Annotated in this window: 11 protein-coding genes and 1 riboswitch; of the genes, 3 read left to right on the forward strand and 8 right to left on the reverse strand. The window is 74.4% G+C overall.

Features of this window, described 5'->3' with window-relative positions; translation table 11 throughout:
* Window positions 1–34: 34 nt before the first annotated feature.
* Window positions 35–1,183, reverse strand: coding sequence for a glycosyltransferase family 4 protein (locus tag C7C46_RS03410; RefSeq protein WP_110665489.1), 1,149 nt, complete (start codon window positions 1,181–1,183; stop codon window positions 35–37).
* 166 nt (window positions 1,184–1,349) lie between these two features.
* Here C7C46_RS03410 and C7C46_RS03415 point away from each other — a divergent pair, with 166 nt between their 5' ends.
* Window positions 1,350–2,720, forward strand: coding sequence for a glycosyltransferase 87 family protein (locus C7C46_RS03415; RefSeq protein ID WP_245984082.1), 1,371 nt, complete (start codon window positions 1,350–1,352; stop codon window positions 2,718–2,720).
* A 17-nt stretch (window positions 2,721–2,737) separates the two neighbouring features.
* On the opposite strand, the gene C7C46_RS34730 is transcribed toward C7C46_RS03415, so the two are convergent.
* The 6 genes from C7C46_RS34730 to C7C46_RS03445 all read right to left on the reverse strand — a co-directional run bounded on the left by C7C46_RS34730 (window position 2,738) and on the right by C7C46_RS03445 (window position 9,834).
* Window positions 2,738–3,943, reverse strand: coding sequence for a hypothetical protein (locus C7C46_RS34730; protein WP_181442163.1), 1,206 nt, complete (start codon window positions 3,941–3,943; stop codon window positions 2,738–2,740).
* Window positions 3,944–3,966: 23 nt separating this feature from the next.
* On the reverse strand, window positions 3,967–5,037 hold the full coding sequence (locus C7C46_RS03425) for a C40 family peptidase (protein ID WP_110665495.1): 1,071 nt from the start codon (window positions 5,035–5,037) through the stop codon (window positions 3,967–3,969).
* A gap of 165 nt (window positions 5,038–5,202) precedes the next feature.
* On the reverse strand, window positions 5,203–6,288 hold the full coding sequence (locus tag C7C46_RS03430; protein WP_110665497.1) for a C40 family peptidase: 1,086 nt from the start codon (window positions 6,286–6,288) through the stop codon (window positions 5,203–5,205).
* A 3-nt stretch (window positions 6,289–6,291) separates the two neighbouring features.
* Window positions 6,292–6,443: riboswitch (cyclic di-AMP (ydaO/yuaA leader) on the reverse strand.
* 305 nt (window positions 6,444–6,748) lie between these two features.
* Window positions 6,749–7,729 (reverse strand): C40 family peptidase, encoded by a 981-nt coding sequence (locus C7C46_RS03435; RefSeq protein WP_342775363.1) that lies wholly within the window; start codon window positions 7,727–7,729, stop codon window positions 6,749–6,751.
* Between the two features lie 230 nt (window positions 7,730–7,959).
* Entirely contained in the window at window positions 7,960–9,414 is a 1,455-nt protein-coding gene (locus tag C7C46_RS03440) for an NYN domain-containing protein (protein WP_110665501.1), read from the reverse strand.
* 174 nt (window positions 9,415–9,588) lie between these two features.
* Window positions 9,589–9,834 carry a hypothetical protein gene (locus C7C46_RS03445; protein WP_110665503.1) on the reverse strand — a complete coding sequence of 82 codons (246 nt, stop codon included), beginning with the start codon at window positions 9,832–9,834 and terminating at the stop codon, window positions 9,589–9,591.
* A gap of 189 nt (window positions 9,835–10,023) precedes the next feature.
* On the opposite strand from C7C46_RS03445, the gene C7C46_RS03450 reads away from it, so the two are divergent.
* Together C7C46_RS03450 and C7C46_RS03455 are read left to right on the forward strand one after the other, a co-directional pair.
* Window positions 10,024–10,824 carry a rhomboid family intramembrane serine protease gene (locus C7C46_RS03450; RefSeq protein WP_245984085.1) on the forward strand — a complete coding sequence of 267 codons (801 nt, stop codon included), beginning with the start codon at window positions 10,024–10,026 and terminating at the stop codon, window positions 10,822–10,824.
* A complete protein-coding gene (locus C7C46_RS03455; RefSeq protein WP_110665506.1) occupies window positions 10,821–11,102 on the forward strand; it encodes an Lrp/AsnC ligand binding domain-containing protein in 282 nt (93 codons plus the stop codon). Before C7C46_RS03450 ends, C7C46_RS03455 begins: the two co-directional genes overlap by 4 nt.
* 31 nt (window positions 11,103–11,133) lie before the next feature.
* Here the strand turns inward: C7C46_RS03455 and C7C46_RS03460 are convergent.
* A partial coding sequence (locus C7C46_RS03460) for an aminotransferase class V-fold PLP-dependent enzyme (protein ID WP_245984087.1) occupies window positions 11,134–12,192 on the reverse strand: 1,059 nt, incomplete at its 5' end.

Consider the following 12,192-nt stretch of genomic DNA (forward strand, 5'->3'; position numbering starts at 1 on the left):
CCCGGTCACGCCGCCCGGACGCCCGCCGTGCCCCTCACGCCGCCCGGTCACCCGTCAGCAGGCCCGTCAGCCGCTCGGCCAGCAGGTCCCAGCGCCAGGCCTGCTCGACCCAGCGCCGCCCGTTGGCCCCCAGCCGCCGGCGCAGCGCCTCGTCGCCCAGCAGCAGGATCAGCTTCTCGGCCACCGCGCCCGCCGAGCCGCCCGGCACCACGTACCCGGTCTCGCCCTCCAGCACCGCGTCCGGCGCGCCCCCCGAGTCCCCGGCCAGCACCGGCAGCCCGGTCGCGGAGGCCTCCAGGTAGACGATGCCCAGCCCCTCCACGTCCAGCCCGCCGCGCCTGGTCCGGCACGGCATGGCGAACACGTCGCCGGCCCCGTGGTGCGCGGCCAGCTCCGCCCAGGGCACCGGCCCGGTGAAGACCACCGAGCCGGCCACCCCGCGGGCCCGGGCCAGCTTGTGCAACTGCGGCAGGTAGGGCCCGCCGCCGACCACCAGCAGCACCGCCTGCGGGTGCGCGCGCAGCACCGCGGGCCACGCCTCGATCAGCGTGTCCTGCCCCTTGCGCGGCACCACCCGGGAGACGCAGACCACCACCGGACGGTCCGTCAGCCCGAGCCGCGCGCGTACCTCGGCCCCGCCGGAGCCGGGGTGGAAGGCCTTCTCGTCCACCCCCGGCGGCAGGTGCGCCATCCGCGCGGCCGGCCCCGGGCCGACGGCGGCGGCGATCCGGGCGCGGGTGTACTCCCCCAGGTAGGTCAGCGTGTCGGTGCCCTCCCCGATCCGGCGCAGCAGCTGACGGGCCGCCGGCAGCTGGGCCCAGGCCGCCTCGTGGCCGTGCGTCATGCCCAGCAGCCGGCCGGCGCCGGCCCGGCGCAGCTGCGGCGCCATCAGCCCGAGCGGGGCGGCGGCGCCGAACCAGACCGTGTCGCAGCCCTCGGCCCGCAGGATCTCGGCCGCCCGCCTGGTCACCCGGGGGGTGGGCAGCAGCATCGTGCTGCGGTCGCGGACCACCGGGAAGGGCTGCTCCGCGTCGAACGCCGCCACCGCTGCACCGTCCCGCCAGGACGAGGCGTACACCACAATCGAACCGGCCGGCTGGCGGACCGCCATGTTGTGGATGAACTGCTGGATTCCCCCTTGCCGCGGGGGAAAGTCGTTGGTGACGATGAGGGTTTTCGGCATACTGGCCACGGCTCGCTCGGTCGGGGGGTGCGCGGTACACCGCTCGCTGATCCGTACCATAGGTCACCATGCCGACGCGGCGGGAACGGAGCGCAAGCCCGGAACCGTTGGTCCGCTGGGATCAGTCCTGGTCGGTGGAGTGTCGGCGAAGAGCGAGGGAGCGGTGGTGTTGGCGCAGGACGGCCAGGCCGGTCAGACCGGCAGCGGTGGGGTCGCCGTCGCCGTACCCCCCTCCCTGGGTGCCACCGCGGTCTCCGCGGCCGCCCCGGGCCGCGGCGCGCTGTGGGGGCTGGGAGCCGGCTGGTTCACCACCCGCACCCTGCTGCTGCTCATCGTGCTCGGCGTGCTCAAGGTCACCAGCCTGGACGTGACCACCGACGTCTCGGTGATCTACCACGGCTGGTACGAGGTGCTGCAGACCGGCACCTTCCCGATGGACGACGTGACCTGGCAGTACCCGCCCGGCGCCGCACTGGTGATGCTGCTGCCCGGGCTGCTGCCCTGGTCCTACCTGATCTCCTTCTACGTGCTCTGCGCCGTCTTCGACGCCCTGGCGATCGGCATGCTGGTCCGCAGCGGCATGCGCAAGGGCCGCAGCTTCCTGGGCGCCTGGGTCTGGGTGGCCGGGGTCCCGCTGCTCGGGCCGACGGTCTACTGCCGCTACGACATCATGGTCACCGCGATCGCGGTGGCCGGACTGCTGGTGCTGCTGCGCCGGCCGGTGCTGGGCGGGTTGCTGCTCGGCTTCGGCGGGCTGATCAAGATCTGGCCGCTGCTGGCGCTGGCCGGCACCCCGCGCGGGCGGCGCACCCGGCGCTCCTGGACGGCGGCGCTGGCCGCGCTGAGCGGGCTGGCCTTCCTGCTGGCGGCCGGCATGAACGGTGCCTTCCAGTTCCTCACCTTCCAGGCCGACCGCGGCATCGAGGTCGAGTCGGTGGGCGCGCTGCCGCTGCACTTCGCCCGGCTGTTCGGCGGCTGGCACGGGCTGGTCTCGATGAACTACGGCTCGGTCGAGCTGCTCGGGCCCTGGGTCACGGTGATCTCCAAGGTCTCGATGGCGGCCACCCTGGCGGGCTTCGCCTGGCTGCTCTACTGGCGGCTGCGGGCCCGGCGCTGGCAGCCGTCCACCACGTACGACGCGGCGCTGGCCACCCTGCTGGTCTTCACCGTGACCAGCCGGGTGATCAGCCCGCAGTACCTGGTCTGGGTGGTCGGGCTGGCCGCGGTCTGCCTGACGGTGCGGGGCACCAGCCAGCGGCCGGTCGCGGTGATGGTCCTGGTGGCCACGCTGCTGACCACGCTGGAGTTCCCGATGGCCTTCGGCCAGGTGGTGAACAGTCAGCCCTGGGGCGTCACCGTGCTGGCCCTGCGCAACCTGCTGCTGGTGGCGGCCACCCTGCTCTCCTGCCGCCGGCTCTGGCTCTCCACCCGCGGCGACCAGACCGCCACCCTGGTGCTTCCCCCCGCCGAGCAGCCTGAGCGCGGCTACCCGGTCCGCCCGGGCATCGCCTACGAGCAGAGCCTGCTGGACGACTGAGTCCGCGGGGCCCGCGGTCAGGCCTGCGGGGCCAGTTGGCGCTCGGTCCAGGCCTGCCAGCGCTGGGTGAACTCGGCCAGTCCGTAGCCCAGTCCGGCCCGCAGTTGGGCGTCCAGCTGGGCGTCCCGGCCGGCCCCGGGGCCGGCCGCGCCGATGCCCCGGTACAGGGCCACCAGGGCGGGGCGCCCGTGCTGCTGGGCGATCAGGTCGCAGGCCAGCCACGCCTGCTCGTACGCCTGCGCGATCCCCTGGGACCCGGCCGCGAAGTCGGCGTCGGCCGGCAGCGCGCCCGGGATCCGGCCGGCCGCCACGTCCCGGGTGAGCTCCGGGGCGATCTGCCGGGCGGTGCGCCCGGTGTCGAGGTAGCCGGTCCAGTCCGCCACCCCCTCGGAGAGCCAGAGCGGGGTCCACGGGTGGGTGTCCGCCCGGGTCGCCACGTGGGTGCACTCGTGCGTCACCACCACCTGCCGCCCGACCGCGCTGAGCTGCCGGAACGCCTCGGGGTTCAGCATCACCCGGTCCGCCGCGGTGCGCACCGGCGCCCCGGCGGCGGCGCTGGTCACCGCGGCTATCCCCTGGTAGCCGCCCGGGTCGACCCCGAGCAGCCGGGCGAACTGCTCCTCGGTGGAAGGCAGTTGCAGCACCAGCCGCTGCGGCCACCCGGTCCCCCAGACCGCGCTGACCGCTGCCACCGCCTGGTCCGCCGCCCCGGCCACCGTGCTCAGGTCGCCCGGCTCCCCCGGCCCCAGCACCAGGCAGCGCGCCCCGCGCACCGGCCGCACCGGCCCCAGGTCCCAGGGGGCGGCCGCCCCGCCCGGCTGGGCGCTCTCCGCGCCCAGCGCCCCGGTGCCGTCCCAGGCCAGGCTCCGCTGCAGCACCGCCGGGTAGTCGTCGAAGCCGCGCAACCGGTAGTCCAGCTCGGCGCGCACCTCACCGGCCGTCAGCCCGGTCACCCGGTAGCCCAGCTCGGCCAGGTCCAGCTCGGCCAGCACACCGGTCCGCAGCGCCTGGGCGTGCGCCGCCAGCAGCGCGGCCGCCCGGTCCTGGGCGGCCGGTGCGGCAGAGCGCGGCGCGGGCGGGGCCAGGCGGGGCAGCGAGAGCTGGGCCGCCCCGCCGGCCACCAGCAGCAGTACCGCCCGCCGGGACAGCCCGCCGCGCCTGGCGGCCGGCGCGGCCGGCGCCGGCTCGGGGGCGGGTCCGGCGCCGGGGTCGGCGAGCCGCACCACCGGGAGGGACTGCTCGACGCTCAGGGCCGGACCACCGCCGCCACCGGCATCGCCGACACACTCTCGAAGCGCACCCGGGCACCGGGGTGCGGCGCGTGCACCACCGTCCCGCCGCCGGCGTACATCCCGACGTGGTGCATGTCGTTGAAGAAGATCACCAGGTCTCCCGGTCGCGCCTCGGACAGGCTCACCCGCTGCCCCCCGAAGGCCTGCTCCTGCGAGGTGCGCGGCAGGGTCACTCCGGCCTGCCGCCAGCTCCAGTACATCAGACCCGAACAGTCGAAGGTGCTCGGACCGGTCGCCCCGTACACGTACGGCGAACCGATCCGGCTCAGCGCGGCGGCCAGCGCCACCGCGGCCCGGTCGGAGGAGGCGGGCTGGGTGCCCAGGTCGATCCGGTCGGTGCCGCGGGTGGCCCGCTGCTCGGCCTCCTCGGCGTCCTGCGCGACCAGCTGGGCGCGCTCGGCCGCGGTCAGCCCGTTGAGCAGCTCCTGGGCGCTCTTCAGCTTGGCCTGCACCTGCTGCTTGCTCTGCGCCAGCGCGGCCCGCACCGCCTCCAGCTCGGCGAGCTTGCCGGTGGCCTCGGTGCGCCGCTGGTCGAGCCTGCGCTGCTGCTCGCGCACCTCGCGCAGCGTGTCGGCCCGGCGCCGCCCGTCCTGGGCCAGGTTGCGGGCCCGGGCCAGGTAGCCGTCCGGGTCGGAGGAGAGCATCAGCTGCACCCCGGGGCCCATCCCGCCGGCCCGGTACTGCGCGGCGGCCACCTCGGCCAGGTCGGAGCGCATGGTGTTGAGGGTGTTCTGGGCCACCGCCACCTGCTGCTGCAGGCTGGTGGCCTCGCCCTGCAGGCGGGCGGCCTCCTGCTCGGCCGCGGTGGACCGCTGCGAGGCCTGCTCGGCCTCGCCGTAGAGCTGGTCCACCTGGGCCTGGACGTCGTTCTTGTCGGGGCGCGGTGCGGCCTGCGCACCGGGCCCGGCCGTTATGGCCAGCGCGGTGGTCGCGGCGGCGGTGACCGCCAGCACTCGCACGAGCCGGCGGGCGGCCCCCTGCTGCGGAGAACGGCCCGGGGAAACCGGGCGCTGCGGCATCGCCATCGCCTGACGACTCCAATCGTCCAACTGAGGTCCGAGCGCAGACGTTAGCGAGTCAGGACGGACGAGTCCAAACCCTCACCGATACGAATATTTGATCCTCAATCGGACACGGATCCGAAAAAGGCCCGGCTCCCTGGTGGGAGCCGGGCCTTCGCTGGCCGTTCGTCAGGGGCGCACGATGGCGGCGATCGGCATCACGGTGGCCGACTCGTAGTGGACCACGGCGCCGGTGTGCGGGGCGTGCAGGATCTGCCCGCCGCCCACGTACAGACCGACGTGGTGCAGGTCGTTGAAGTACAGGATCAGGTCACCCGGCTGCGCGTTGGCGATGTTGGTGCCGACGTTGGTACCGGCCGAGGCCTGCTCCTGGGAGGTGCGCGGCAGCGAGACGCCGGCCTGCGCGTACGCCCACTGGGTCAGCCCCGAGCAGTCGAAGGCGGACGGACCGGCGGCACCGTAGACGTACGGCGAGCCGAGCTTGCTGACGGCGGCGGCGATCGCGGCCTGCGCATGCGAGCCGGCCGCGGCCGGCACGGCCGACAGGGCAGGGCGGCTGGTGTCCCGGGAGGCCGCGGGCGGGCTCGCGACCTTGGCGGCGGCGGCCTGCGCATCGGCGGCGGCCTTGGCCTCCTGCGCGGCGATCGCCTGCTTCTGCTGCTCGGTCAGCGAGTTGAGCAGGTCCTGGGCCTTCTTCAGCTTGGCCTGGACGTCGTCCTTGGCGCCCTTGAGCTGCTGGGTGGTGGCGTCCAGTTCGGCGAGCTTGCCCTGCGCCTCGGCCTTGTCCTGGTCCAGCTTGCGCTGCTCGCCCTGGAGCTGCTTCAGCGTCGAGGTCTGCGAGCTGCTCAGCTCGTTGAGCGAGCCGGCCTGGTTGAGGAAGGTGTCCGGGTGCGAGTTGAGCATCAACTGCACGGTCGGCGAGATCCCGCCGGAGGCGTACTGGTCGGCGGCGGCGGCCGCCAGGCCGTACTGCAGGTTGGTCACCTGGTCCTGCTGCCGGGCCACCTGGTCCTGCAGGTCGCCGACCTGCTTCTGCAGCGTCTGCTGCTTGGCCTGAGCGCCCTCGTAGGCCTGACTGGCGGCCTCGGCCTGGTTGTTCAGGTCGTCGACCTGGGTCTTGACCTGGTCGATGGTGGGAGTCGGGTCGGCGTGCGCCGCGCCCTGGCTGGAGAGGGCGACTGCGGTGGCGGCTGCGGCGGTCAGGATCGACGCGCGTGTTCGGCCGACGGGCTTGGGACGACGATGGGACGCCACGAATCCTTCTTCCTACGACCGCCTACCGGGTGAGCTGACGGGTTCGGGCTGGAAGTTGCCCTACGGCGCCTCACCGGCCTTGCGGCCGGCCTGGCGCCGATTCACCCCGGAGGAACGTGTGGTTCCCCGGCTCCGGTCCACGGCTGCCCCCGCAGGGACTCCCCGTCGGGCAGTCAACTGCCCGTGCCGCTTTCCGGACTCGGCGGTAACCCCCGCTGCCACCCGGTCGGGTGGACGCCAAGACGGTGGGTCCGGGTGATGACAGTAGTAACAGGTCCGTGATCTGTTCAAATCTTTGTCGGAAGAAACGCCCAACTTTGACTGTGGGTGATATGCGCGTCACCGGGCGCTGATCACGGACACTCGAAAAGGTGTCCCGGATCACAGAGTTGAACGTGACGGGCCTTCAAGCCGCGGCCCCGACCGCCGAGTGGACGGCGGGTCAGGGCCGGGCAGGGCGTCAGGGGCGGCGGATCGCCGAGATGCTGCCGATCGAGGTGGCGTTGGCGACCCGGACCACGTCGCCGGTGTGCGGGGCGTGCACCACCTGGCCGTTGCCGATGTACATCGCCACGTGGTGCAGGTCGGAGCCGTAGAAGACCAGGTCGCCCGGCTCCGCCTGGGCCAGCGACGGCACCGCGGAGCCCACCGAGACCTGCTCGTAGGTGGTGCGCGGCAGCGAGACGCCGGCCACCCCGTAGGACCACTGGGTCAGGCCCGAGCAGTCGAAGGTGTTGGCGCCGGAGGCGCCCCAGACGTAGGAGTGGCCCAGCTTGCCCAGCGCGGCCTGCACCGCGGCGGCCGCGTAGCCGGAGGCCGGCGGCAGGTTGAGCGGCGGGCGGACGTCGCTGCGCGAGGCGCGGTCCTCGGCCAGCAGGGCGGCGCGGTCGGAAGCGCTGAGCGAGTTCAACAGCTTCTGCGCGGCGGCCAGTTTGGTCTGGATGTCCGTCTTGGCCTGGTTCAGCGCCTGGGTCGAGCGGTCCAGCTCGGCCAGGATGTCGGCCGCTTCCTTCTTCTCCTGGTCCAGCTTGCGCTGCTCGCCCTGCAGGCCCTTGAGCGCGTCGGTCTCGCTGGTGGTGGCCATCTGCATGCTGGAGGCCTGGGCCAGGTAGGACTGCGGGTCCGAGTTGAGCATCATCTGCACCGAGGGGTCGATGCCCCCGTTGCGGTACTGGTCGCCGGCCACGGCCGCCAGGCCGCCCTGCAGCTCGGTCACCTGCTGCTGGGTGCGGGCCACCTGGTCCTGCAGCTGGGCGGCCTGCTGGCGCAGCTGGTCGCCGCGCTCCTTCTCACCGTTGTACTTCTCGGTGGCGGCTTCCTGCTGGTTGTTCAGGTCGTCGATCTGGGCCTTGACCTGGTCCTTGGTCGGCTTCGGATCGGCGAAGGCGGCGCCGGTCTGCGCGGACAGCGCGACCGCGGTCGCCGCAGCGGCGGTGAGCACGGAGACCGTTGCACGGCTCGGCTGCTTCGGACGGCGGTGCGACGCCACAGGGGCTCCTTCTTCTACCGGTCTCACCCGATCGGATGAGTGACCGGAAAAATAGGTTTGACGCCGACCCTAGTGAACATCAGATCGTCGCGCCACTCCCTCTTGGGGACGAACTACCTTTGGCGCAGCGTCCTTCACCAGGTTTTCACGCCCCCGCCGCCGCTCCGCGGTCGAACGACCCCTCAGGTCCGGGACAACCGGTTCAGCAGCAGGACCGAGGAGACCGGGCGCGCTCCCGCCTTGCGCACGCCGTCCGCCACCTCCCGGTCGGCGGAGACCACGACCACCGGGCGGCCCTGCGGCTCGGCCCGCACCAGCGAGCGGATCAGCTCGTCGGCGGTCTGCCCGGTCTTGCTGAACCTTACCCGCACCCCGCGCGGCGGTGCCATGATGACCGGCACGTCGAGGTCCTGGCCGTCGAAGACGCAGGTGACCTCGGCCTGGGTGCGCTGGGCCAGCATCGCCAGCCCGCCCAGCAGCCGCAGCCGCTGCTGCTCCAGCGGCAGGGTGGGGTAGCCGGTCTTGGTGACGTTGTAGCCGTCCACCACCAGGTGCACCTGAGGGATCGCCAGCAGCTGGTCCAGCAGCGCCGGGTCGTCCTCGGCCAGCCCGCGCCGGGCCACGTCGTGCGGCGAGGCGGAGCCGGGCACCACCGCGTCCACCAGGTCGGCCGGGTGCAGCTGGGTGACCGGCAGCGCCAGCTCGCGCTGCAGGCCCTGGGCCGACTGCAGCACCGTGTCCAGCAGCAGCCGCAGCCGCATGTCCTCCACGCTGCGGCCCTCCCTGGCGGTGCGCCGGCCGGCCTCCAGGGTGCCCTCCAGCTCGGTCACCCGGTGCCGCAGCCGGCGGTTCTCACCCTCCAGCGCGCTGCGCTCGCCGGCCGCCGCCGCGCGGGCCTCGGCCAACTCGGCGGCCAGCTTGCGGGTCTCGGCCTGGGCCCGGCGGGTGTCGCTCTCCAGCGAGCGCAGCTTCTTGCGCAGCGACTCCAGCTCCTTGCGGACGCCCTCGCCCTCGGCCCGCTGGCGCTCCAGGTCGGCCTTGGCCAGCTGCCGGGCGGCGGCCAGCTCCTCCTGCAGCTTCTCGGCCTGCCGGACGGCCTCGGCGGCCGCGTCCCGCTCGTCGGCCCGCTCGACCTCCTCGCCGGCCTCGGCCACCAGCCTGGTCCAGCCGCGCGGGCGCAGCAGGTAGGCGGCGGCGGCCACGTCCAGCGGCTCGGCGGCGCCGGGCACCTGGCCGGCCTCCAGCGACGTGACCAGCTCGGGCTGGCCGGCCCGCAGCCGGTCCGCTATCCGGGTACGGAAGACCGGGTCGGCCTCCAGCGCGGCGGCCAGCGCGGTGCCCGCGTACCGGGCCCGGCGGGCGGGGGTGAACTTGGCGTACGGGCGCAGCGAGGCGGGCAGGTCGGCGGCGGGCAGCCCGCCCAGCGCGTCGGCGGCCAGCCCGACCACCCGGCGGCGCACGCCTTCGGGCAGCGGGCGGTCCAGCTGCTCGACCACTCCGCCCGGTGGGGCGGAACCCTGCTCGGGCCCGTACTGCTGCTGCGCCTGCTCGGCCTGCCCAGGCCCGTGCTGCTCGGCCTGCGCCGCCGGGGCGGCCTGCTGCTCAGGGGCGCCGTGGGCCTGACTCGCTGCGTCCATGGCGTCCTCGGCTCCGTTCCCTGGTCTGCTGGCTCTCCCCCGGTCCTCGGCCGGGAGGTGCCCCCATCGGTGGCGCGGTCACGGCGCACCACTTCCGGCAATTGTCTCGTGCGCGGCACCGCGGGGAACACCGCACCGGGATCCGGCGTGGCCGACCGATGGGCGGGCGGGTGGTCAGCCGGTGGTCTCGGCGTCCGGCCGCGCGACCAGCTCGACCTGGTCGACCGCGTTGCACCAGCGGCAGCGGATCGACTCCAGGCTCTCGCTCAGCACCTCGCGCTCCTCGACCTTGGCCTCGCCCGCCAGGTCGAGGTGCAGGTACTCCACCACCCGGGAGGACCGGGTCACGTCGAACCGGGTCAGGTTTCCGCACAGGGTGCAGCGCCAGCGGGTCTCGGCGGTGGGCACGGGGACGGTCATGGGCACGGGTCCTCTCGACGGGCTCCCTGGTCCGGGCCGATCGCCGGCCAGGGCTCAAGATTAGGGCCTGGAGCCGCGGCCCCAGCCACCGCCTTCCGCACTGTGGACAGTGACTGACCACCCCTCGGACTCACCCGAACGCCGCAGCGGGCGGTGTCGGCGCGCGCCCGGCGCGGAATGGATCCGGCCATGTTCCTCTCCCGGGCGCGGTCGGCGCCCCTGGTCAGCTACCTGCTGATCGCCGTCAACTGCGTGGTCCTGCTGGCCGGACCGAGCGGGCCCGCCCCCGGCTACGGGAGCACCCCCGCGCAGCGGGCCTGCGCGGCCCAGCGCTACCAGCAGCGCTGGGGCGCGGTGCCGGCCGAGCTGCTGAGCGGCCGCCCACTGACCACCGCTCAGCTGGAGCGGGCCGCCGCGCAGCTGCCGGACTGCCCGGCGCGGGCCACCCCCGGCAAGCGGCCCGCGCTCTCGGTGCTCAGCTCGCTCTTCGTGCACGGCGGCTGGCTGCACCTGTTGGGCAACATGCTCTTCCTCTTCGTCTTCGGGCCCGGGGTGGAGCAGCGGCTGGGCCGCACCCGGTTCCTCCTCTTCTACCTGGCGGCCGGCGCGCTGGCCGCCTACGGCTACGCGGTCACCACCGGGACGGGACCGGCGGGACTGCGCCCGCTGGTCGGTGCCTCCGGGGCGATCGCCGGGGTGCTCGGCGGCTACCTGCGGCTCTACCCCAAGGCCCGGGTCACCGCGCTGGTGCCGCTGCTCTTCTTCCTGCCGCTGCGCTTCCCGGCCTGGCTGGTGCTCGGCCTCTGGTTCGCGGTGCAGTGGTGGTCGGCGCACGACGGATCCCCGGGCGTCGCCTACCTGGCCCACGTGATCGGCTTCACCGGCGGCTTCCTGGCGGTGTGGGCGGCCGGACTGCGCGCCCGCTACGCTGACCCGACGTCCCCCGGCCTCCGACCGGGAGCACCGCCGCACCAGGGAGCGCCCTCGTGATCACCGCCATCGTGCTCATCAAGACCAGCGTGGACCGGATCCCCGAGATCGCCGAGGCCATCGCCGCCATCGAGCAGGTCAGCGAGGTCTACTCGGTGACCGGCGGCTACGACCTGGTGGCCATGGTCCGGGTGCGCCGGCACGAGGACCTGGCGGACGTGATCCCGGGCCGGCTCAACAAGGTCCCCGGGGTCGCCCACACCGAGACCCAGATCGCCTTCCGCACCTACTCCCAGCACGACCTGGAGACGGCGTTCGCGATCGGCCTGGAGGGCTGACCCCGGCTGGCCCCGCTCGCCCGACGCGCCGTCAGCGCCGGGTGTCGGCCACGCAGCGCCCGCCCTCGTTGCGGTAGTTCCACTGCGCGCCGGAGGTGGTCAGCTCGCGCACCGCGGCCAGGAACCGGTCGATGTGCTCCTCGGGGGTGCCGGCGCCGAAGCTGACCCGGATCGCGTTCAGGCTGCGCTCGCCCGGACGGGCCGGCTCGGGCGCACCGCACTCGGAGACCTGGCCGCGCTGGCGGTCCGACTGGTCGCCGAGCAGGGTGCGCACCAGCGGGTGCGCGCAGAACAGCCCGTCCCGCACCCCGATCCCGTACTCCGCCGAGAGCGCCGCCGCGAAGTGCGAGCTGTTCCAGCCGCGCACCACGAAGGAGAGCACCCCGACCCGCGGCGCGCCGGCGCCGAACAGGCCGAGCACGGTGACCTCGGGGATCTCGGCCAGCCCGGCCTCGAGCCGCTCGATCAGCTGCTGCTCGCGGCGCTGCAGCACCTCGAAGCCGGCCTCGGTCAGCGCCCGGCAGGCCGAGGCGATGGCGTAGGCGCCGATCACGTTGGGCGAGCCGGCCTCGTGCCGGGCCGGGCCCGACTGCCACTCGACCGACACCGAGCCGTTCGCCTCGCGCGCCACGGTGCGCGAGGCGCCGCCGCCGGCCAGGTACGGCTCGGCCGCGTCCAGCCAGTCCGTCCGCCCGGCCAGCACCCCGGCGCCGAACGGGGCGTACAGCTTGTGGCCGGAGAAGGCGACCCAGTCCACGCCGAGCTCGCGCACCGAGACCCGGTGGTGCGGGGCCAGCTGGGCCGCGTCCAGCACCACCCGGGCACCGCGCCGGTGCGCCACCCGGGTCAGCTCGGCCACCGGCCACAGCTCGCCGGTCACGTTGGAGGCGCCGGTGACGCAGAACAGCCGCGGGCCGGCGGCGTGCGCGGTCAGCGCGGCGTCCAGCGCGGCCACCGCCTCGGCGTGCGAGCGCGGCGCGCGCAGGTACATCACCTCCAGGCCGGCGTGCTGCCAGGGCAGCAGCGACGCGTGGTGCTCGGTCTCGAAGGCGAACACCCGGGTGCCCGCCGGGACCGCGCCGGCCAGCAG

It is taken from the genome of Streptomyces tateyamensis (assembly GCF_003205575.1).
In the GTDB taxonomy this organism is placed as follows: Bacteria; Actinomycetota; Actinomycetes; order Streptomycetales; family Streptomycetaceae; genus Kitasatospora; species Kitasatospora tateyamensis.

Excerpts from the sequence above, each read along its gene's own strand:
- C7C46_RS03445 (WP_110665503.1), bottom strand. The coding sequence starts at position 9,834 with ATGACCGTCCCCGTGCCCACCGCCGAGACCCGCTGGCGCTGCACCCTG.
- C7C46_RS03410 (WP_110665489.1), bottom strand. The coding sequence starts at position 1,183 with ATGCCGAAAACCCTCATCGTCACCAACGACTTTCCCCCGCGGCAAGGG.
- C7C46_RS03440 (WP_110665501.1), bottom strand. The coding sequence starts at position 9,414 with ATGGACGCAGCGAGTCAGGCCCACGGCGCCCCTGAGCAGCAGGCCGCC.
- C7C46_RS03450 (WP_245984085.1), top strand. The coding sequence starts at position 10,024 with ATGTTCCTCTCCCGGGCGCGGTCGGCGCCCCTGGTCAGCTACCTGCTG.
- C7C46_RS03425 (WP_110665495.1), bottom strand. The coding sequence starts at position 5,037 with ATGGCGATGCCGCAGCGCCCGGTTTCCCCGGGCCGTTCTCCGCAGCAG.